The organism is Acidovorax sp., assembly GCF_016783915.1.
GTDB lineage: Bacteria > Pseudomonadota > Gammaproteobacteria > Burkholderiales > Burkholderiaceae_C > Acidovorax.
This window is the reverse complement of record NZ_JADHVT010000037.1, coordinates 1-19,655: the sequence shown is the minus strand read 5'-3', so window position 1 is coordinate 19,655 and position 19,655 is coordinate 1. Positions and strand designations below refer to the sequence as shown.

Here is a 19,655-nt window from a genome sequence, read left to right as displayed (position 1 = left end):
TCAATCCATGAACACAGCAGCAGTTAGCAACAAGCAGGGCGTTGTCCCGCCAGCATCTTCCGCACCCAGTGCCGATGGCGTGTGGACCAACCTGCGGCCCGTGGCCGCGTTGTGGGCTACGGATGTACCCGTGCCCGATGGCGCGCTGGCGTGTGTGGTGGTGCAGGGCGGCGTGGTGCAGTGGGCAGGGCCCCAGGCCCAGGTGCCTGCGGCCTATGCCGCCTTGCCTCGCATTGACGGCAGGGGCGCCGTCACCACCCCCGGCCTGGTCGATTGCCATACTCACCTGGTGTACGGCGGGCAGCGCGCCAACGAGTTCGCGATGCGGCTCGCGGGCGCCACGTATGAAGAGGTGGCGAAGGCGGGTGGGGGCATCGTGTCGTCGGTTCGCGCCACGCGCGAGGCCAGCGAAGACGAGCTCTTTGCCCTGGCCGCGCCGCGCCTGCAAGCGCTGCTGGAAGAGGGCGTGTGCGCCATCGAGATCAAGTCTGGCTACGGCCTGGCACTTGCGCATGAACGCAAGCAGCTGCGCGTGGCCCGCCGCTTGGGCGAGGCGTTGGGCGTGACGGTGCGCACCACCTTTCTGGGCGCCCACGCGCTGCCGCCGGAGTACGCAGGCCGCAGCCAGGACTACACCGACCTGGTCTGCAGCGAGATGCTGCCCGCACTGGCCGCCGAAGGCCTGGTGGATGCCGTAGATGTGTTCTGCGAACGCATCGCCTTCACGCTGGCCGAGACCGAGCAGGTCTTTCAGGCCGCCCAAAAGCTGGGCATCCCCGTCAAGCTCCATGCCGAGCAGCTCTCGGACATGGGCGGTGCGGCGCTGGCCGCGCGCTATGGCGCGCTGTCGTGCGATCACATCGAACACCTGTCCGCCGATGGCATCGCCGCCATGAAGGCCGCAGGCACCGTGGCCGTGCTGCTGCCCGGCGCCTACTACACGCTGCGCGACACGCACCTGCCGCCGATTTCGCAGCTGCGCGAGGCGGGCGTGCCTATGGCCGTTTCCACCGACCACAACCCCGGCACCTCGCCCGCGCTCAGCCTGCTGCTGATGGCCAACATGGCCTGCACCCTGTTCCGCCTGACGGTGCCCGAGGCGCTGGCCGGTATCACCACCCATGCCGCGCGCGCGCTGGGCTTGCAAGATTCCCACGGTCTCATCGCATCTGGCAGGCCCGCCAATTTTGTCCTGTGGCCCGTGGGCGAGGCGCCCGAGCTGGCTTATTGGCTGGGGCACAAGCCTGCCTGCACCATCGTGCGGCAAGGGCGCATTCACGGAGTCTTGCCATGACGCAGCAACTGTTTGCCGCCGACGCACTGCTGCCCACCGGCTGGGCGCGCAATGTGTTGATTGAGTGGGATGAGGCAGGGCGCATCACCCAGGCCACCCCTGGCAGCAGCGCCCCTGCGGGCGTGGCGCAGGCGCCAGGCCCGCTGCTGCCCGGTATGCCCAACCTGCACTCTCATGCCTTCCAGCGTGCGTTCGCGGGTTTGACTGAATTCCGGGGCCAGGCCGAAGACAGCTTCTGGAGCTGGCGCAACCTGATGTATCGGTTTGCCGCCCGCATCACGCCCGAGTCATTGGAGGCCATCGCCACCTGGCTGTATGTGGAGATGCTGGAAGCAGGCTACACGTCGGTGTGCGAGTTCCATTATGTGCACCACGACCAGGACGGCACGCCCTATGCTGACGATGCCACGCTGTCGCTGGCACTGCTGCGCGCTGCGCGCAATGCGGGCATGGGTATCACGCTGCTGCCGGTGCTGTATCAGACCAGCGGCTTTGGCGCCAAGCCACCGCGTGCGGACCAGGCCCGGTTCATCCGCAGAACGGACAACATGCTCTCCTTATTAGAGCGCCTCGCGCCCATGGCACAAGCGCAAGGGGCAGGTCTGGGCCTGGCGCCGCATTCGCTGCGTGCTGTGCCGCCCGACAGCCTGGTTGCCGCCGTGCAGGGCCTCTCGGCACTCAATCCCCGGGCCCCTATCCACATCCACATTGCAGAGCAGACGCAGGAGGTGGATGACTGTATTGCCTGGAGCGGCCAGCGCCCCGTGCAGTGGCTGTTGGAGCACCTGCCGGTGGACGAGCGCTGGTGCCTGGTGCACGCCACACACATGACGCCGCAGGAATACGCCGATGCTGCCCGCACTGGCGCCGTGGCGGGCATTTGCCCCACAACGGAGGCCAATCTGGGCGACGGCATTTTTGACATGCCGCTGTGGCTGCAGCACGGCGGGCGTTGGGGCGTGGGCTCGGACAGCCATGCCTGCGTGAATGCGGCAGAGGAATTGCTGATGCTCGAATACGGCCAACGCCTGTCGCTGCGCCAGCGCAATGTGCTGGCCAGCCCGGGCCAGCCCGAGGTAGCCACCGCCATGACGCTGCAGGCCTTGCAGGGCGGGGCGCAGGCCGCAGGCAGGGCCATTGCGGGGCTGGCCGTGGGCCAGCAGGCCGACCTGGTGGCGCTGGATGCGCAGCATGTGGCGCTGCGTGATCTGCCTGCGCAGAGCATGCTGTCGGCCCATGTGTTCGGCAGCCATCGCACTTCCGCCATCGACAGCGTGTGGGTGGCGGGCCAGCGGCGCATCGCAGGTGGCCAGCATGCGTTGCATGATGCAGCAGCCCATGCTTTTGTGGCCGCACGTTCGGCCACCATTGCGCCAGATTGAACCCCTACCCTCGAACTAGTGATGACCGATACCTCTCCACCACCTTTTGTCTTCTACCCTGGCACCGCGCCGCTGCTGGTGTCCATGCCCCATGCGGGCACTTATGTGCCTGCGGCGCTCGCGGCACGGTTTACGGATGAGGCCCGCCAGGTGCCTGATACCGACTGGCACATGGAACGGCTGTATGCGTTTGCCAAAGACATGGGCGCCTCCATTCTGGTTGCTACGCACTCGCGTTATGTGGTCGATCTGAACCGCCCGCCCGACGGAGCCAGCCTGTACCCCGGCCAGAGCGTCACCGGCCTGTGCCCGGTCGATACCTTTGCCGACACGCCCATCTATGCCCATGGTGATGTGCCCGATGACGCGGAGATGGCTGCGCGGCGCGACGCAGTCTGGACGCCGTACCATGCACAACTGCGTGCCGAGCTGGACCGCATCCGCACCCAGCACGGCGTGGCTGTGCTGTGGGATGCGCACTCGATTCGCTCGGTACTGCCGCGCTTTTTTGAAGGCAAGCTGCCCGACCTGAACCTGGGCACTGCCAACGGCGAGAGCTGCGATCCGGTGCTGGCCCAGGAACTGCTTTCCATTGCCAAAGAGGCCAAGGGCTACACCGCAGTGCTCAACGGTCGCTTCAAGGGGGGGCACATCACGCGCCACTATGGCCAGCCCGCGCAGAACATCCACGCGGTGCAGCTGGAGATGACGCAGTGCAGCTACATGCAGGAGGCCTTGCCGTTTGACTATCTGCCCGATGTGGCTGCAGGCGTGCAGCCACACCTGCGCCGCATGCTGCAGGCCACGCTGGCCTTTGCGGCAGCCCGATCAGTTTGACGGTGGCACCCCGCGACGGGGTGTATCAGTGCTAGTATGGGATGGTCGGTCCTTCATGGGCCGGCGCTTGGGCCCGCATTCACGCATCGGCCCGTCGTAGCGGGAGGAGCCGCACCCCATGGATCCCACCGCTTACTACTACATGCCCTTGTTCAAGCCCGGTGTTTTTGTGCAATGGAACCACCAGCGCGAGACCGTGAGCCATGTGGTGGTGCGGCGCAATGCGCTCATGGTCTATCTGGTGGGGCATGAGTCCCCTGTGCACCCTGACGCGCTGCACCTGGCGCCCACAGCCTTTCAGCTCACGCGCGCGCCAGACCGTTTGTGAGCGCCGCTCCCAGTCCGATGGGCTAAAGATTAGCCGCCAGCGCGCTGCGCCATGGCTTCACCCAGCTGGATGGGGTGCATGGGCGCCCATTGCGGGTTGAACTGCATTGGCCCCTGCGGGAACAGCATCACCACGGTGGAGCCCAGCAGGAAGCGGCCCATCTCTTCACCCTGTTGCAGGCTCACCTGCCCCTTGGCGTAGTCCCACTGCCGCAGCGTGCCCGTGCGCGGCGGGTTGACCTGGCCATGCCACACGGTGGCCATGCTGCCCACGATGGTGGCCCCCACCAGCACCAGCACAAACGGCCCTTGTGCCGATTCAAAAAAGCACACCACGCGTTCATTGCGCGCGAACAGACCGGGCACGCCGCGTGCCGTGGTGGGATTCACCGAAAACAGATCACCAGGTACATGCACCATGCGCGTGAGCTCGCCCGCGCAAGGCATGTGGATGCGGTGGTAGTCGCGCGGGCTCAGGTACAGCGTGGCGAAGTGGCCGTTGTCAAAACGGGCTGCAGCGGCTGCATCGCCACCCACCAGTGCTGTGGTGGAGTAGGTGTGCCCCTTGGCCTGGAAGATCTGATCGTTGGCAATGGGGCCGAACTGGCTGATGGCACCGTCCACCGGGCAGATCAAATCGGCCTGGGCCAGCGGGCGGGCACCAGGTTTCAGCGCTCGCGTGAAGAAGTCATTGAACGACGCGTAGCTGGCAATGTCGGGATTCGCCGCCTCGGCCATGTTGACGTTGTAGCGCGCAACAAAACGGCGGATCACTGCGGTGGTCAGGCCGCCCAGCCGGGCCGATGCAAATTTGCCAGCCAGTGTGGTCAGTGCGCGTTTGGGAAGAGCGTATTGGGGTAGTACGGCAAGGCGGTCGGACAAAACGTTCTTCCTAAGTCAGTGGAGCGCACGATTCTAACGACGGGGTGTGTGGTGCAGACCCGGGTTATCAAGGGGTAGTGCGCCTGTTGACGAGCGAGTGGGCGGCGGGGCTCCCTCAGTAGCGCAGATGATAAATGTGAAATAAATATCAAATTTATTGATTTTTGTGTTTCAAACAATTACATTTGTCCGATCAAGGCACACCCGCACGAAAGTCGGGGTCGCAAAGCCACCGGTCTAACCCCCTCTCAACGGGGCACGGCAGCGGGGTTGCCACAGTCCTCCGGGGTGTCTCGCTGGGGGCGCGTTCAGGCGCGGCGGCAACCCTTGCAGGTGATTGCAGCCCAGGCTGTCTTCGGTGTGTGCGGTGTGAATTTCCGCATCTCATGGAGAACAGAATGCCAACTCAGAACCGCCGTCATCTTTTTACCGCCGAGCACCCGCACGCTCGCTGGGCCTTGTTGTCGGTCATTCCGTTGGTGGTGATGGGCTGCGGTGGCTCGGCCGACCCCGAAGGCTCCAACGAAGTGGCCTCCACAACCACTACGCTCCAGGTGTCTGCTGACACGCTCGTGCCAGAGGTGGAGGGATTGTTGGCGCAGCCTACCTTCCATATCGCGCCCGTGGTGCTGGAGGCCCCTGACGACATGGATGTGCAGGATGCCAATCAGTCCGCTCTGAGTGCTCCCAAGTCCCAGCAGGTGCCTGAGGTGTTCAAGGCGCTATCCACCCGCCGCCTCACTCCCTACACGCTGGAGGAGGTTCAGCAGAAGTCTGCGAGCATGTCCTGGGCAGCACCCAAGGACGCAGCGGTAGCGCCCCTTGCTGGCACCGGCGTCGTCACCACCTATTCGGTCGCGCAAGTGCGCGCAGCCTATGGTTTTGGCGCCTTGCCTGCCGTGGGGTCCAAACCTTCGGGCGTGCAGGCCGTACAACTGGGGGCGGGGCAGACGGTGTATGTCGTCGGTGCAAAGCACAACCCCAATGTGGCGGCCGAATTGGCAGCCTTCAACCAGAAGTTCGGGTTGCCCGCCTGCCCCGCCAAGGTACTGCCCGCCACCACTGGTTTGCCTCTGGCTTCCGCCTCTCCTGCAACGGGGTGCGAACTGTGGGTGGCTTACGGTACGGCGTCTGGCGCCATTGCGTCCACGGCCCCCGCCTACGATGCGGGCTGGGCCACTGAAATGGCGCTGGATGTGCAGTGGGTGCATGCGATCGCGCCGCTTGCGCGCATCGTTCTCATCGAAGCGCCCGATCCGTCGCTCAACAGCCTGTTGGGCGCTATCCGGCTGGCCAACGCCATGGGACCGGGTGTGGTGTCCATGAGTTTTGGAGCCCAGGAGGGGGTCTGGACGGGATCTGTGGACTCAGCCTTTTCTGCAGCCGGAATGACCTACCTGGCGGCCACGGGCGATTCCGGCGCAGGGGTGAACTGGCCTTCGGTCTCTCCCAATGTCATTGCGGTCGGCGGTACAACGCTGACCTATTCCGGCAGCGGCGCACGCAGTGAGGTGAGCTGGTCGGGCACCGGTGGTGGCACCAGTGGCTTCATCGGTGTGCCGGCATACCAGAAGTCGTCTGTGCTGGGCACCGCTTCGCTGGCGCGCCGGACGGTGGCCGACGTTGCCATGAATGCAGACCCCGCCACCGGCCAATACGTGGCCGTCATGCAGCCCGGCAGCAGCACGGTGCAGTGGATCAGTGCCGGCGGCACCAGCCTGGCCGCACCCATGTGGGCAGGTCTGGTGGCCGTTGCCAACGCAAACCGGCAGCAAGCCACACTGCCTGTGATGGCCGGGGGGCACGCGTTGCTGTACGGGCAGATCGGTGCGGTGGCGTCGAGCTACGCCAGCGGGTTTGCTGACATTCGGCTGGGTAGTCATGGCACCTGCAGCACCTGTTCTGCCACGCCCGGATACGACCAGCTGACAGGCCTGGGCACACCCAATGCAGGAGCGCTGGTGAGTTTGCTGACCGGCGCCACGGCGCCTGCCCCCGCGCCAGTGGTCACGTCTGCCAGCATCAGCGGCAAGGTGGGCACGGCCCTGACCTTCACGGCGGCCGTCAATGCGTCCAATCCCGTGTCCATGAGCCTGTCGGGCGCACCCACGGGCATGTCGATCAGCGCTGCCGGTGTGGTCTCGTGGCCGGCGCCGGTGGCAGGGGCCTATGCAGTCACCGTCGTGGCCAAGGACACCAAGACAGGGCTCACAGGTCAGGGCGTCTACAGCATCAGTGTGGCCGCTCCGGTTGCTCCGATGGTCGAAAGCGCCAGCATTGCCGGCCGCCCTGGCGTGGCTCTGGCTTTCAAGGCCAACGTGACGTCTGCCAACGCTGTCACGTATTCCCAGGCGGGGGCTCCGTCGGGAATGGTGGTGGTTGCCGATGGCACGGTGAGCTGGCCCAAGCCTGTGGCGGGTGTGTACAGGGTGACCTTGACCGCCAAGGACACCAAGACGGGCTTGTCCGGCAAGGGCGTGTTCACGGTCAAAATCGCCGCAGCGGGGCCTGTGATCACTGCCTCTGTCATGGTCGGCGTGGCGGGTCAGCCTCTGTCCGGCAGCATCAACGTTACATCACCGGGCGCCACGTCGCTGTCGGTGTCCATCGCTGGGGTGCCTTTGGGAATGGGCTTTGCCGTGTCGGGCAGCACCATCACAGCCATCTGGTCCAAGCCGGTGGCTGGCAGCTATCAGTTGGTGGTCACGGCCAAGGACTCGGCGGGCTTGTCTGCACAACTGACTGTGCCGGTGACGATCAACCTGCGGTAAGGCATGAGAGGTCGCTGCGCGAGTCCTGGGCCGTAGCCTTTGTCCGGGGCATCGATGCGCCAGGCGTGTTGGCAGGTGGGGGCTCAGACGCCCAGGTACTGCTCCAGCAGCAGCGGCTGCGCATGCAGCGCATCCGAGCTGCCATCAAACACCACCTGGCCTTTGACCAGGATGACGTTGCGATCGGTGATCTGCGTGACGTGTTTCCAGTTCTTGTCCACGATGACGCTGCTGATGCCGCTCTCCTTGATCAGGCTGCAGATGCGCCAGATCTCGCGGGCAATGAGTGGCGCCAGGCCCTCGGTGGCTTCATCGAGGATGAGAACGTCGGGGTTGGTCATCAGCGCACGGCCAATGGTCAGCATCTGCTGCTCGCCACCGCTGAGTTGCTGACCGCCGTGACCCAGGCGCTCCTTCAGGCGCGGAAAGGTTTCCAGCACGCGCTCGTAGGTCCAGTCGCGCTGGCCGCGCGTGCCGGCACGCGCGGCCATCTGCAGGTTCTCGACCACGTTCAGGTTGCCGAAGATGCCTCGGCCCTCCGGCACGTAGGCAATGCCCAGCCGGGCCACTTCGTAGGGCGGCTTGCCCGTCATGTCGCGGCCGGCCACGGCCACGCTGCCCGAGCGGGGCTTGACCAGGCCCATCAGAGATTTGAGCAGGGTGCTCTTTCCCATGCCGTTGCGGCCCATCAGGCCGATGGTCTCGCCCTGGCCCACGGTGAAGTCAATGCCGTGCAGGATGTGGCTGCTGCCGTAAAAGGTGTGGATGCCCTTGGCATCAATCCATGGAGTGGTCATCTCAGTGGTCCTCCCCTAGGTAGGCGGCCTGCACGGTGGCATCGGCGCGCACCTCGGGCGGTGTGCCGTGCGCAATCACCTCGCCGTTAACCATGACCGTGAGGCGGTCGGCCAGCGCAAACACGGCATCCATGTCGTGTTCCACCAGCATGATGGCGTGGGCGGGCTTGAGGCGCTGCAACAGCTCCACCATGCGCTCAGCCTCGGCCACGCCCATGCCGGCCAGAGGTTCGTCGAGCAGCAGCACCTGCGGCTCGGTGGCCAGGGTCATGGCAATTTCCAGCTGGCGCTGCTCGCCATGGCTCATGGCTCCCGCAATGGCCATGCGCCGGTCTTTGAGGCCGGACAGCTCGATAGCGCTTTCAAGACGTGCGCTGGTTGCTCTGTTTTTGATAGTGTCCGAGCGGGTGTCCTGCCACCAGCGCAACGGGTTCCAGGGCTGCTGTGCATCGCGTGACTGGGCCGCCAGGCGCACGTTCTCGTGCACAGTGAGCGGCAGGAAGATGTTGGTCTTCTGGTAGCTGCGGCCCAGGCCCTGGCGCGAGATGCGTTCGGGCGCCCAGCCGGTCACATTCGTGCCGCCCAGCAACACCTGGCCCGAGGTGGGGGACAGGTCGCCAGAGAGCAGATTGGTCAGGGTGGACTTGCCGGCGCCATTCGGTCCTATCACGGCGTGGATCTTGCCCCGCCACAGGTCCACGGAGACGCCGTTGACGGCGGCCAGGCCACCAAAGCGTTTGGTGACCTTCTGTGCAGACAACAGGACTTCAGCCATGGTGCGATCCCTCCGAAGCCTTGGCTGCGCCCCGCTGCGCAAACATGCCCAGCAGGCCACGCGGCGCGGCCACTACCACCAGCACGATGAAGCCACCCATCAGCAGCTGCCAGTGCTTGGAGATGTCCTTGAACACATGCAGCAGGTACTCGAAGGCAAACGCACCCACGATGGCGCCTGCAAAGTTGCCCATGCCGCCCAGAATGACCATCATGATGGCGTGCGCGCTCATGTGAAATCCCATGAGCTCAGGGTTCACATAGCCGGTCTGCGCGCCCCACAGGTAACCCGCCAGGCCTGCCAGCGCTCCAGCGATGGTGAAGGCGGTGAGTTTGTAGCCCCGTGTGCCAAAGCCCATGGCGCGCATGCGGTGCTCGTTGATACGGATGCCCGCGAGCGCGCGGCCCAGCGGGCTCCACAGCAGGCGGCGCAGCAACACGTACACCAGCACCACCAGCGCCAGCGTGAAGTAGTAGAAGGTCTTGCGTCCCTCCAGATCGAACGGCAGCCAGCCGAAGAGCGACGCATCAGGCCGGAAGTTGATGTACAGCCCGTCCGATCCACCCAGCACCTTGTTGTCGAAGAACAGGTAGAAGACCATCTGGGCAAACGCCATGGTAACCATGATGAAGTAGATGCCGTGGGTGCGCACCACAAAGAACCCGATCACCATTGCCACCAGGCCGGACACAGCCACCGCGAGCGGCAGCGACCACCACAGGCTGACCGGCATGTCTGCAGGGGTGAGAAAGGCGAGGGCGTAGCCCGCCACGCCAAAGTACGCAGCATGGCCCAGCGATACCAGCCCGGTCACGCCCTGCAGCAGATCCAGGCTCATGGCAAAGATGGCCATGATCATCATGCGGGTGACCATCTGTACGTAAAAGTCGCTACCCACCACAGGGAACAGCAGCAACGCAGCCAGCCCCAATGCCAGGGCGAACTGCACGCTGCGCGGCAGCACTTCGATATTGGCGCGCGGGGTGCTCATGAGTGGCCGCCGGGCCGCCCCAAGGCAGCGAAGGCCCCCTTGGGGGGCAGCGAGATACACGAAGTGATGAGCGTGGGGGTAATCATTGTTTAAACAGGCCTTCGGGTTTCCACAGCAGCACGGCCGCCATCAGCATATAGACCAGCATGCCCGCTGCCTGCGGCAGCAGCACCTTGCCAAACGTATCGACAAAGCCCACCAGCAGCGCCGCAATGAGCGCGCCCCGCACTGAACCGATGCCACCAATCACCACCACCACAAAACACATGATGAGCACCGATGAGCCCATGTTGGGGTACACGCTGGATACCGGTGCAGCCACCATGCCGGCAACGGCCGCCAGACCTACACCCAAGGCGAACACGATGGCATGGATGAGTTTGATGTTGACGCCCAGAGACTCGGCCATGTCGCGGTTGAAGGCTCCTGCACGGATCTTCATGCCCAGGCGGGTTTTGGAGATCAGCAGGTACAGGGCCACGGCCAGTGCGATGCACACGCCCGATATGAACAGCCGGTAGACCGGGTAGGAGAGGGTGTCGGTCAGCGGGATCGACCAGTCCAGCATCTTGGGGATCGGTACACCGTGCACATCGTCACCCCACAGGATGGAGCGCAGTTCCTCAAAGATGTAGATCAGCCCGAAGGTGAGCAACACCTGGTCCAGGTGGTCTCGGTGATAGAAGTGGCGAAACAGCAGCCATTCCAGCGCCAGCCCGAACATCACCGAAAGCAGGGCTCCGCCCAGGATCGCAAGGGTGAGGCTGCCGAAATGCCCCGAAAGCGAATACGCCAGGTAGGCCCCCAGCATGTAGAAACTGCCGTGAGCCAGGTTCACCACACCCATGATCCCGAAGATCAGCGTGAGGCCAGCAGCCAGCATGAACAGCAGCAGGCCGTATTGGACGCTGTTGAGCAGCTGGATCAGGAAGGTGGCGAAGTCCATGAATGTGGTGATGTTGGCGGCCTGCCGATGTGGCTGGTAGCCACTGGTGAAAGGAGCTTTGTGCGGGCGATGTACCCGTGGACTTGGTAACTGGCGCGGCCCCATGGAGGGCAGCCGAACAAGGGCCACCCCGCAGCGAGGGTTGCGTCCCCCTGCCCGCTGCGCGCAGCGCTGCGAGAGCGGGGGGAAGGCGCGCAGCGCCTCAGGGGGGTGTTATCCCATCCTGCAACCGGCGCCGCTGTCGGCCAGCGCCTTGGCGGCTACGCCAATCACCTTGTTTTCCTTGTTCTCGACGCGGCGCAGGTAGATGTCCTGCACGGGGTTGTGCGACTTGCTCATCGTCCACTTGCCGCGTGGGCTGTCGATGACTGCGCTCTCCAGCGCCTTGTACAGCGCGGGCTTGGCAGACAGGTCGCCCTTGACCGCGTTGGCGCCCTGCACCAGTAGCAGGCCGGTGTCGTAGCCTTGCACGGCATACACGTCGGGCTGGCTGCGGAAGGCCTTGGCGTATTCCAGGCGGAACTGCTTGTTGCGCGGCGTGTCCAGCGAATCGCTGTAGTGCATGGTGGTGATGATGCCGTCGGCCGCAGGGCCGGCAGCGTCGAGCACGCCTTCTGTCAAAAAGCCCGAGCCGTACAGCGGAATCTTGTCCTTGAGGCCTGCTGCCGCGTAGTCGCGGATGAATTTGGCCGCACCGCCGCCCGCAAAGAAGCAGGCCACGGCATCGGGCTTGAGCGCGGCAATCTCTGTCAGCAGTGCCTGGAATTCGACATTGGGGAAGGGCAGTCCCAGCTCCTTGACGATGGTGCCGCCGGCCTTGGTGTAGCTTTCCTTGAAGCCCTCAAACGCCTCGTCACCAGCAGCGTACTTCCAGGTGATCCACACGGCCTTCTTGTGGCCCTTTTCGACCATCGCCTTGCCCAGCGCCAGGGTGGGTTGGGAGTTGCTGAACGAAGTGCGGAACACATTGGGCGCGCACAGCGCGCGGGTGGCGGCGTGCACGCCCGCGTTGGGACTGAGGTTGAGCACACCGGTGTCGCGCGCCACCTTCTGGATGCCCATCTGCACGCCCGAGTGCACAGTGCCAATCAGCACATCCACCTTGTCGCGCTGGACCAGCTTGCTGGCGTTTTCCACGCCCTTGCTGGGCTCGGATTCATCATCCACCTTGAACCACTCGATCTCGCGGCCGCCGAGCTTGCCGCCTTGCTGGTCGATGGCCAGGCGCACGCCGTTCTCGATGGCCACGCCCAGCTGGGCAAAGGTGCCGGTGTAGGGCAACATGAACCCCACGCGCACCTTGCCGCTTTGAGCTCGCACGATGGAGGGCAGCAGCAGGCCCGTGGATGCTGCGCCAACGAGGGCGGCACTGCGGCTGATGACGAGGCGGCGGGTGGTCATGGGGATTGTCTCCTTTGTTTAGGCTTAAAGTAATTTACTGCAAGCGTTCGGTGGTGAATACCTATGGGTTACCCGTACCGGAGCTGGCATTGGGTTCCGCGAACATGGCCCAATCCGGCTATTGGAGCCATGTCTCTGACGTTCTACTTAACAGCCGCGACATGGTGGTAACTTGCCGTTGCAGCTGCATGTGAAAGGGAAAATTTGCGCATGAAGTAAAATGCATGTTTGCTATTTTTGTGCAGTATAGATCGTGTTTTGGGGTTGGGGTGAGCGATTCAATCCTGGGTTCTAGGTAGTTTCCAGCATCGAGTTGCTCCACTGGTACTGACCGGCGTTTGGATACGCTTCCGTGACGCTGACGACCTCCCGTGCTCTTGCTCCGTGGCTCTGCCTGCACAATGGCACACCATCGTCCAAGCGGGCGCACCTTGCAAGTTGGCCCAACAAGCTGTTTGTAAGTGCGCTGCACGGGGGGCTCGCAACGTTCCAGTCAGCCCGGTATTGATGTAGTTTGCAGCCGCTCCCGCGTTTCGTTCTGTATGCCTTCTTCACACTCCGACTTTCCCCCTTCGGCAACGTCTCGCCGGTCACTGGCTGTGCGCCTGACCGAATGGCTGCGGCATTTCTGGCCCGCCCCGCTGGGCATCGATGGTCGAGAGCGCCTGCGCTTTGTGGTGGGCGCGGTGATTGGCGTGCTGCTCACGGCATGGCTGAGCCGTTGGTGGGCCCAGGGCAGTGGCACTGGCCCGTGGATGGTGGCGTCGTTGGGGGCCAGTGCCGTGCTGGTGTTTGGCATGCCCTCCAGCCCGCTGGCCCAGCCATGGCCCGTGTTGGGTGGCAGTACCCTGTCGGCTCTGGTGGGCGCGGTCTGTTCTGCGGTGATTCCGGACAAGGCCTTGGCGGGGGCGATTGCCGTGGGCTTGGCCATTGCGCTTATGGTGCCACTGCGTTGCCTGCATCCTCCGGGTGGGGCCATGGCGTTGTACGTGGTGCTGACCTCGGGGGACGGATGGCATCTCGCGGCGTTCCCGGTGTTGTTCAACGTGGTACTGCTGTTGACCGCAGCAGTGGTCTACAACGGGCTGACGGGTCGCCGCTACCCACATCCTCAACGTGTCGCGTCGCAGGTGGCGACGAGCCAGGGCGCTTTCACCGCGTCGGATGTGGATGCGGCGCTGGCCCACTACAACCAGGTGCTCGACGTGAGCCGGGCGGATCTGGAGGGGCTGTTGCACCTGGCGGGCCGCGCGGCATTCCAGCGGACCCTGGGAGAGTTGCGCTGCGCTGACATCATGTCCAGCCCGCCTTACGCTGTGGAGGCCGGAGTGTCACTCAGGGAGGCTTGGGCACTGATGCGGTTACAGCAAATCAAGGCGCTGCCAGTGGTGGATGCGCAGCGACATGTCATTGGAATCGTGACGGTGGCGGACTTCATGCGACTGGCCAACCTCGACACCCACGAAGGGCTGGGGCAGCGGTTGCGCACACTGGTCATGGGGCGTGGAGGGCAGCCCCAGGCAGTGGGCGAGATCATGTCCCACCCGGTTCAGGTGGCGCGCTCGGCACAGCATGCGATGGACCTCGTGCCGCTCTTTTCGCAAGGCGGGCACCATCACATTCCCATCGTGGATGATGTGGATCACCTCGTAGGCATCATCACGCAGACTGATCTGGTACGTACCCTGGCCTCGGCGGTGCAAGGCCGATAGCAGGCGGCACCTGAGGCCTGTGGTGTGGGCGCTGCGCCCGTGCCGCAGGGCGCGCCGGGCATCCCATAGGCAAAACATGGCTTGTCGCGGTACAATCGACAGGCTTTGCGCAGCGCTGACGCCTGTTCATTGAAGCCGTCTCCCGGCCCTCTGCCTGATCTGCGCCCTGGGTGCAGCGACTCCCACCGCCCGCCATGCACCGTGTGTCGAGTTTCGACAACGCTGCAGCTGCCGTGGTGAATGCAATAAAACCGCTCAGGCGCCGACCACAGAACATTTGCTTTGAAGAGATAGAGAAACACATGGCCAAAGAAGAACTCATTGAAATGCAGGGCTCCGTCACGGAAGTCTTGCCGGACTCGCGCTTTCGCGTCACGCTGGACAACGGTCACCAACTGATTGCCTATACCGGCGGCAAGATGCGCAAGCACCACATCCGCATCCTGGCGGGTGACAAGGTGTCGCTCGAGATGTCGCCTTACGACCTGACCAAGGGCCGCATCACGTTCCGCCACCTCGCCGGTCGCGGTCCTGGCCCTTCCTCCAGCCGCTGATCTTTCCGCTCTCGGTCTGTGGCAGACCGAGACGGTTTTATAGTTTTTCTGGTTCGTCTCTTGCCACGTCGCGTTTGCGCGACCGCTCTCTCCTGTGATCTCTTCGCCCTGCCACTTTCTAAAAAAAGTCAAAAAAGCAGGCGATGAGCCAAAAACAGGGGAATTGACGGGTTAGAATACGAGCTGTCGGAGCGTAGCGCAGCCTGGTAGCGCATCTGCTTTGGGAGCAGAGGGTCGCGAGTTCGAATCCCGCCGCTCCGACCAATGTTTGAAGGCCCTGCAGCACATGCTGCAGGGCCTTTTTTCTTGCCCGCTTGCAGTCCTCACAGCCGGGCAACCAGGTTCTCCTGGAGACGGATTGAGGTTTTGTTCGGCCGGTACTGCCAGCAGGCTTGCTGAATCTACGTACCATAGCGGCCACTGCTGTTGGACGCCCATTCGCACCCGATCCTGCCGTGTACCGCGCACGGCGCTTGCCGGTATCTTCATGACCTTCCCTGTGCCCTCTGTCTCTGTAGCTGCTGCCGCACCATCACCACATTCCAAAGCGCCTGAACCGCTTGCAGTGCAGCGTTACGACATGGTTGATGCGCTAAGGGGGGTGGCCATGGTCTGGATGACGGTGTTCCACTTTTGTTTTGATCTGAGCCACTTTGGCTTGTGGCCGCAGAACTTCCGTGTGGATCCTTTCTGGACCACGCAGCGCACCCTCATCGTGAGTCTTTTCCTGTTCTGCGCCGGGTTGGGGCAGGCCATCGCGTTGCACCAAGGGCAGGGCTGGAGTCGTTTTAGGCGGCGCTGGGGGCAGATTGCTGGTTGTGCACTGCTGGTGTCTGCAGGCTCGTTTGTGATGTTTCCGGCCAGCTTTATCTATTTTGGTGTGCTGCATGGCGTGGCTGTGATGTTGCTCATAGCGCGCTGCACGTCGGGGTGGGGGCGCTGGCTGTGGCTTGCAGGGCTGGTGGCTGTGGCCTTGCCGTGGGGCGCGCAGCAGTTTTTGACCGGGGTGTGGCCCGACGCAGCGCCGTGGTTCAACGGGCGAGTCTTGAATTGGCTGGGGCTGGTGTCCCGCAAACCGTTCACGGAAGACTATGTGCCGGTGCTGCCCTGGTTGGGCGTGCTCTGGTGGGGGCTCGCAGCCGGCCAATGGGCGTTGCGCGCGCGTAAGGACTGGCTGCAATGGCGATTGCCCTATGTGCTGAGGCCTCTGGCGACGCTGGGTCGGTGGAGCCTGAGCTATTACATGGTCCACCAGCCGGTCATGATCGGCCTGCTGATGGCGGTGGTGTGGGTGCTGGGGCGGGTCTGAATTTCGCATTGAAAGGCTGGAAGGCATAAAAAAACGCGACCGAAGTCGCGTTTTTTGTTGCCAAAACGGCCGAAACCGAGTGCCAGCTGGCTTATTCCACCTTGGCCTTGGCGCGCAGGTCTTCCTGGAACTTGGCCAGCTTTTGCTGTTGCAGTTGCTGCGCCACTTGGGGCTTGACTTCTTCGAGCTTGGGCAGTTCTGCCTGGCGCACATCGTCCAGGCGGATGATGTGCCAGCCAAACTGGCTCTTCACGGGCGTCTCTGTCATCTTGCCCTTTTCGAGCTTGACCAGCGCTTCGGTGAACTCGCTCACGTAGCTCGATGGGTTGGCCCAGTCGAGGTCGCCGCCCTTGGCGCCGGAGCCTGGGTCCTTGGATTGCTTCTTGGCGATGTCTTCAAACTTGGCGCCCTTCTTGATGGACGCGATGATGGCCTTGGCGTCGGCTTCCTTTTCCACCAGGATGTGGCGGGCCTTGTATTCCTTGCCGCTGTTGGCTGCCACGAACTTGTCGTATTCGGCCTGGATTTCAGCGTCGGTGACGGGGTTCGTCTTCTGGAAGTCGGCGAACAGTTCGCGAATCAGGATGGCCTGGCGTGCCAGGTCCAGCTGGGCCTTGTAGTCTGCCGAGGTTTCCAGGCCGCGCTTTTGAGCTTCCTGCATGAAGATTTCACGGGCAATGACTTCTTCCTTGATCTGGCCTTCGATGTCGGGCGTCACGGGGCGGCCCGAGCGTTCGACCTGCTGCTTGAGCGCTTCGACGCGCTCCTTGGGAACCGCCTTGCCGTTAACAATGGCGACATTCTGGGCGGAAACGGGCAGGGCCAACGTGCCCAGCACGGCAGCGGCGACGAGGCCAGACAGGAGCTGTTTCTTCATGCGGAATCCAAAAAATGAGGGGTTGTTTGCCGACTGAAATCCGGCAGATGTTGACTTGGGGCCGGCTCAGAGAACTTCAATGGCGAGGGCGTGAACGCCTTGGTCAATAAATTCTTGCAGCGCATCATACACAAGGCGGTGTTGGGCCACGCGGGAGCGTCCTGTAAAGAAAGGTGACGAAATTCGCACCCGAAAATGGGTACCGAATCCCGTGCCGTTGGCACCCGCATGGCCTGCGTGGGCGGCGCTTTCGTCCAGCACCTCCAGGTGGCTGGGGGTGAGGCGGTCGGCCAGTGTCTGGTGCATCTGGTCTGCGATGGAGTTCATGGGCTTCACACTCGTTCAGGTGGTGGGCTCGTCGCCCTTGAGATGGGGCGCAATGTAGATGCCCTGGGCCACCAGGAAGACCAGCGGAAACGCATAGCCCCACAGCTTGAAGTCCACCCAGGCTTCGGTGCTGAAGTTCATCACCACGTACGCGTTGATGGCAGACATGAAGGCGCAGTAGATGATCCAGGCCACATTCAGCCTCTGCCAGACGGCGTCAGGCAAGTCCAGCTGGCTACCCAGCAGCATCTTGAGGAAATTCTTTTTGAGCGCCCAGAGCGCCACCGCCAGGGCCACCGACATAGCGCCATAGAGCACTGTGGGTTTCCATTTGATGAACCGGTCGTCCTGCAGGACCAGCGTGAGCGTGCCAAACAGCAGGATCAGCACCAGGGTGACCTTGTGCATGGTCTGCAGGCGCCGGTCGATGGCGTAGATGATGGCCATCTGCAAGGCCGTGGCCGCCATGAGCACGGCGGTGCCCACGTAGATGCCGTAGAACTTGTAGGCCCCGAAGAACAGCAGGATGGGGAAAAAGTCGATCAGAATTTTCATGGAGTCAGCAAGGAGTCCCGTGCTTCAGCGGTCGCCGGACTCGAAGTCCAGCGAGGCCGAGTTCATGCAATACCGCAGCCCGGTGGGCGCTGGGCCATCTTCAAACACATGACCCAGGTGCGCCCCGCATTGTGCACACACCGTTTCGGTGCGGACCATGCCATGGCTGCGGTCCACGATTTCGGTGATGGCGCCGGGGATGGCTTCGGAAAAGCTGGGCCAGCCGCAGCCCGCGTCAAACTTGGTGACCGAGTCGAACAGCTTGGCGCCGCAGCAGACGCAGTGGTAGCTGCCGTCGGCCCAGTGGGCTTCGTACTTGCCGGTGAAAGGGCGCTCGGTGGCGGCATGGCGCGTGACCTGGAAGGCCACGGGTTCTGCGCCTTTTTCGCGCAGTACGGCTTGCCATTCGGCGTCAGTCTTCTGGATGGGATGGGTCATGATGAACAGCTGATCTCGATGGAAGACGCCCAGTCGGGCGGGAAGGCGGCGTAGGCGTCATGCCCCGGGTGCTCGTCAAACGGGCGCTCCAGCAGCCGCTGCAGGGTTTGGAGTTCACCGAAGTCGCCAAGTTTCGCCGCACGAATGGCCTGTTCGCCCAGGTGGTTGCGCAGCACGAACTTGGGATTGGTTTTGAGCATCAAATCGGCTTGATGCGCTACATCCGTATGCCTTGAGTGCTCTGAATATAGTAGCAACCATTGGTCCAGGCCAGCACGGTCCGCAAACAGGTCGCGCACGGGCTCCATGTCTTGGGTGCCCACGGCCTGCGACAGGCGGCGCCAGAAGATGGGGTAGTCCACCCGGTTCTGGGCCAGCAGCAGCAAGATGCCGTCGATGAGCGCGCCATCGCCGTCGCTGGCCTCCCGCAGCCCCAGCTTGGCGCGCATGCGGGCCATGAAGGCCTCGGGGAAAACCGTCTTGTAAGACTCCAGGGCCTGCTTGGCCAAGTCCTGGTCGCCGATCAGGGGCAGTAGCGCCTGCGCCAGGCAAAACAGGTTCCAGTACGCCACATTGGGCTGACGGTTGTAGGCGTAACGGCCTTGCGAGTCGCTGTGGTTGCACACGTGGCCGGGCACAAACGCGTCGAGAAACTGGAACGGCCCGTAGTCAATCGTCAGGCCCAGGATGCTCATGTTGTCGGTGTTCATCACCCCATGGCAAAAGCCCACGGCCTGCCATTGCGCCATGAGGCGCGCGGTGCACTCGCTCACGGCCTGCAGCAGGGCGGCGTACGGGTTGCCTGCCAGGTCGGTGCTGTCCCGGCATTCGGGGTAGTAGCGGTCGATGACGTAGTCGGCCAGCGTTTGCAGCGCGGCCTCGTGGCCGTTGGCAGCAAAGTGCTCGAAATGACCAAAACGCACAAAGCTGCGTGCCACGCGGGTGACGACGGCAGCGGTCTCGATTTCTTCGCGGCGGACGTGCGCGGGAGAGCCGGTGATGCACAGTGCGCGCGATGTCGGCACACCCAGTCCGTGCATGGCTTCGCTGCACAAAAACTCGCGGATGCTGGAGCGCAATACCGCACGGCCATCGCCCATGCGAGAGTAGGGCGTGCGGCCTGCGCCCTTGAGCTGGACTTCCCACCCCGTAGCCGTCTCCCCGAGCAAGATGGCGCGCCCATCGCCCAGCTGACCAGCCCAGACGCCAAACTGGTGTCCGCTGTACACGCTGGCCAGGGGGCGCGAGCCTGCCAGCAGGCGGTTGCCGGTGAAGGCCTGCAGGGCCTCATCGCTGCGTAGGACGGCTTCATCCAGCCCCAGCAGTCGCGCCACGGCGGGGCTGGTGCCAACCCAATGGGGCGTGGGCAGAGGGGTGGGGCGCAGTTCGGTGAAAAAGTCGGGGCCCAGCGCGGCAAAGCGGTGGTCCCAAGCGAGGCCGAGGTTGGTGTGGGCGTCGCTGTCGGCAGTCAGGGTCATGG

19 protein-coding genes, 1 tRNA gene and 1 riboswitch are annotated in these 19,655 nt (G+C 63.6%); of the genes, 9 read left to right on the top strand and 11 right to left on the bottom strand.

All coding sequences use genetic code 11. The annotated features are described in order from the left end of the window. Positions 1-7: 7 nt before the first annotated feature. The 4 genes from hutI (at position 8) to ISS20_RS09745 (ending at position 3,841) form a co-directional block, all read left to right on the top strand. Entirely contained in the window at positions 8-1,294 is a 1,287-nt protein-coding gene (gene hutI, locus ISS20_RS09760; protein WP_291436068.1) for an imidazolonepropionase, read from the top strand. Beyond that, entirely contained in the window at positions 1,291-2,676 is a 1,386-nt protein-coding gene (locus ISS20_RS09755; protein WP_291436066.1) for a formimidoylglutamate deiminase, read from the top strand. Before hutI ends, ISS20_RS09755 begins: the two co-directional genes overlap by 4 nt. Before the next feature lie 21 nt (positions 2,677-2,697). Beyond that, positions 2,698-3,513 carry an N-formylglutamate deformylase gene (gene hutG / locus ISS20_RS09750; RefSeq protein ID WP_291436064.1) on the top strand — a complete coding sequence of 272 codons (816 nt, stop codon included), beginning with the start codon at positions 2,698-2,700 and terminating at the stop codon, positions 3,511-3,513. Positions 3,514-3,631: 118 nt separating this feature from the next. Then, positions 3,632-3,841 (top strand): hypothetical protein, encoded by a 210-nt coding sequence (locus ISS20_RS09745; protein ID WP_291436062.1) that lies wholly within the window; start codon positions 3,632-3,634, stop codon positions 3,839-3,841. Positions 3,842-3,870: 29 nt separating this feature from the next. Here ISS20_RS09745 and asd read toward each other — a convergent pair whose 3' ends face one another. Next, positions 3,871-4,722 carry an archaetidylserine decarboxylase gene (asd, locus tag ISS20_RS09740; RefSeq protein ID WP_291436061.1) on the bottom strand — a complete coding sequence of 284 codons (852 nt, stop codon included), beginning with the start codon at positions 4,720-4,722 and terminating at the stop codon, positions 3,871-3,873. Positions 4,723-4,909: 187 nt separating this feature from the next. After that, positions 4,910-5,000: riboswitch (cyclic di-GMP riboswitch) on the top strand. A gap of 120 nt (positions 5,001-5,120) precedes the next feature. On the opposite strand from asd, the gene ISS20_RS09735 reads away from it, so the two are divergent. After that, positions 5,121-7,493 carry a S53 family peptidase gene (locus ISS20_RS09735; RefSeq protein ID WP_291436060.1) on the top strand — a complete coding sequence of 791 codons (2,373 nt, stop codon included), beginning with the start codon at positions 5,121-5,123 and terminating at the stop codon, positions 7,491-7,493. 83 nt (positions 7,494-7,576) lie between these two features. Here the strand turns inward: ISS20_RS09735 and ISS20_RS09730 are convergent, their stop codons facing one another. The 5 genes from ISS20_RS09730 to ISS20_RS09710 form a co-directional block, all read right to left on the bottom strand. After that, positions 7,577-8,290 (bottom strand): ABC transporter ATP-binding protein, encoded by a 714-nt coding sequence (locus tag ISS20_RS09730; protein WP_291436059.1) that lies wholly within the window; start codon positions 8,288-8,290, stop codon positions 7,577-7,579. A gap of 1 nt (position 8,291) precedes the next feature. Beyond that, a complete protein-coding gene (locus tag ISS20_RS09725; RefSeq protein WP_291436058.1) occupies positions 8,292-9,065 on the bottom strand; it encodes an ABC transporter ATP-binding protein in 774 nt (257 codons plus the stop codon). Continuing rightward, complete coding sequence (locus ISS20_RS09720) at positions 9,058-10,056, bottom strand: branched-chain amino acid ABC transporter permease (protein WP_291436056.1); 999 nt, start codon at positions 10,054-10,056, stop codon at positions 9,058-9,060. The genes ISS20_RS09725 and ISS20_RS09720 overlap by 8 nt, the downstream gene beginning before the upstream one ends. An 82-nt stretch (positions 10,057-10,138) precedes the next feature. Next, positions 10,139-11,002, bottom strand: coding sequence for a branched-chain amino acid ABC transporter permease (locus ISS20_RS09715; protein ID WP_291436054.1), 864 nt, complete (start codon positions 11,000-11,002; stop codon positions 10,139-10,141). A gap of 213 nt (positions 11,003-11,215) precedes the next feature. Then, on the bottom strand, positions 11,216-12,403 hold the full coding sequence (locus ISS20_RS09710; RefSeq protein WP_291436052.1) for an ABC transporter substrate-binding protein: 1,188 nt from the start codon (positions 12,401-12,403) through the stop codon (positions 11,216-11,218). Between the two features lie 542 nt (positions 12,404-12,945). On the opposite strand from ISS20_RS09710, the gene ISS20_RS09705 reads away from it, so the two are divergent. From ISS20_RS09705 to ISS20_RS09690, 4 genes are all read left to right on the top strand, one after another. Continuing rightward, a complete protein-coding gene (locus ISS20_RS09705) occupies positions 12,946-14,115 on the top strand; it encodes an HPP family protein (protein WP_291436050.1) in 1,170 nt (389 codons plus the stop codon). A gap of 302 nt (positions 14,116-14,417) precedes the next feature. Beyond that, positions 14,418-14,669 carry a translation initiation factor IF-1 gene (infA, locus tag ISS20_RS09700; protein WP_015014402.1) on the top strand — a complete coding sequence of 84 codons (252 nt, stop codon included), beginning with the start codon at positions 14,418-14,420 and terminating at the stop codon, positions 14,667-14,669. 187 nt (positions 14,670-14,856) lie between these two features. Then, positions 14,857-14,933, top strand: a tRNA-Pro gene (locus ISS20_RS09695). Between the two features lie 316 nt (positions 14,934-15,249). After that, the gene (locus tag ISS20_RS09690; RefSeq protein ID WP_291436045.1) at positions 15,250-15,978 is read left to right on the top strand and encodes a heparan-alpha-glucosaminide N-acetyltransferase; all 729 of its coding nucleotides are present in this window, start codon (positions 15,250-15,252) and stop codon (positions 15,976-15,978) included. Between the two features lie 91 nt (positions 15,979-16,069). Here ISS20_RS09690 and ISS20_RS09685 read toward each other — a convergent pair whose 3' ends face one another. The 5 genes from ISS20_RS09685 to ISS20_RS09665 all read right to left on the bottom strand — a co-directional run bounded on the left by ISS20_RS09685 (position 16,070) and on the right by ISS20_RS09665 (position 19,653). After that, entirely contained in the window at positions 16,070-16,855 is a 786-nt protein-coding gene (locus ISS20_RS09685; RefSeq protein ID WP_056063551.1) for a peptidylprolyl isomerase, read from the bottom strand. A gap of 66 nt (positions 16,856-16,921) precedes the next feature. Beyond that, complete coding sequence (locus ISS20_RS09680; RefSeq protein WP_056746271.1) at positions 16,922-17,182, bottom strand: BolA family protein; 261 nt, start codon at positions 17,180-17,182, stop codon at positions 16,922-16,924. Positions 17,183-17,197: 15 nt separating this feature from the next. After that, positions 17,198-17,737 carry a septation protein A gene (locus ISS20_RS09675; RefSeq protein ID WP_056063543.1) on the bottom strand — a complete coding sequence of 180 codons (540 nt, stop codon included), beginning with the start codon at positions 17,735-17,737 and terminating at the stop codon, positions 17,198-17,200. A gap of 24 nt (positions 17,738-17,761) precedes the next feature. Continuing rightward, positions 17,762-18,175, bottom strand: coding sequence for a peptide-methionine (R)-S-oxide reductase MsrB (gene msrB, locus ISS20_RS09670; RefSeq protein WP_056063540.1), 414 nt, complete (start codon positions 18,173-18,175; stop codon positions 17,762-17,764). Beyond that, positions 18,172-19,653 carry a protein adenylyltransferase SelO gene (locus tag ISS20_RS09665; protein ID WP_291436038.1) on the bottom strand — a complete coding sequence of 494 codons (1,482 nt, stop codon included), beginning with the start codon at positions 19,651-19,653 and terminating at the stop codon, positions 18,172-18,174. Before ISS20_RS09665 ends, msrB begins: the two co-directional genes overlap by 4 nt. Between the last annotated feature and the right edge of the window lie 2 nt (positions 19,654-19,655).

Coding starts and splice junctions, on each gene's coding strand:
- hutI (WP_291436068.1), top strand. CDS start 8: ATGAACACAGCAGCAGTTAGCAACAAGCAGGGCGTTGTCCCGCCAGCA.
- ISS20_RS09755 (WP_291436066.1), top strand. CDS start 1,291: ATGACGCAGCAACTGTTTGCCGCCGACGCACTGCTGCCCACCGGCTGG.
- hutG (WP_291436064.1), top strand. CDS start 2,698: ATGACCGATACCTCTCCACCACCTTTTGTCTTCTACCCTGGCACCGCG.
- ISS20_RS09745 (WP_291436062.1), top strand. CDS start 3,632: ATGGATCCCACCGCTTACTACTACATGCCCTTGTTCAAGCCCGGTGTT.
- ISS20_RS09735 (WP_291436060.1), top strand. CDS start 5,121: ATGCCAACTCAGAACCGCCGTCATCTTTTTACCGCCGAGCACCCGCAC.
- ISS20_RS09730 (WP_291436059.1), bottom strand. CDS start 8,290: ATGACCACTCCATGGATTGATGCCAAGGGCATCCACACCTTTTACGGC.
- ISS20_RS09725 (WP_291436058.1), bottom strand. CDS start 9,065: ATGGCTGAAGTCCTGTTGTCTGCACAGAAGGTCACCAAACGCTTTGGT.
- ISS20_RS09720 (WP_291436056.1), bottom strand. CDS start 10,056: ATGAGCACCCCGCGCGCCAATATCGAAGTGCTGCCGCGCAGCGTGCAG.
- ISS20_RS09715 (WP_291436054.1), bottom strand. CDS start 11,002: ATGGACTTCGCCACCTTCCTGATCCAGCTGCTCAACAGCGTCCAATAC.
- ISS20_RS09710 (WP_291436052.1), bottom strand. CDS start 12,403: ATGACCACCCGCCGCCTCGTCATCAGCCGCAGTGCCGCCCTCGTTGGC.
- ISS20_RS09705 (WP_291436050.1), top strand. CDS start 12,946: ATGCCTTCTTCACACTCCGACTTTCCCCCTTCGGCAACGTCTCGCCGG.
- infA (WP_015014402.1), top strand. CDS start 14,418: ATGGCCAAAGAAGAACTCATTGAAATGCAGGGCTCCGTCACGGAAGTC.
- ISS20_RS09690 (WP_291436045.1), top strand. CDS start 15,250: ATGGTTGATGCGCTAAGGGGGGTGGCCATGGTCTGGATGACGGTGTTC.
- ISS20_RS09685 (WP_056063551.1), bottom strand. CDS start 16,855: ATGAAGAAACAGCTCCTGTCTGGCCTCGTCGCCGCTGCCGTGCTGGGC.
- ISS20_RS09680 (WP_056746271.1), bottom strand. CDS start 17,182: ATGAACTCCATCGCAGACCAGATGCACCAGACACTGGCCGACCGCCTC.
- ISS20_RS09675 (WP_056063543.1), bottom strand. CDS start 17,737: ATGAAAATTCTGATCGACTTTTTCCCCATCCTGCTGTTCTTCGGGGCC.
- msrB (WP_056063540.1), bottom strand. CDS start 18,175: ATGACCCATCCCATCCAGAAGACTGACGCCGAATGGCAAGCCGTACTG.
- ISS20_RS09665 (WP_291436038.1), bottom strand. CDS start 19,653: ATGACCCTGACTGCCGACAGCGACGCCCACACCAACCTCGGCCTCGCT.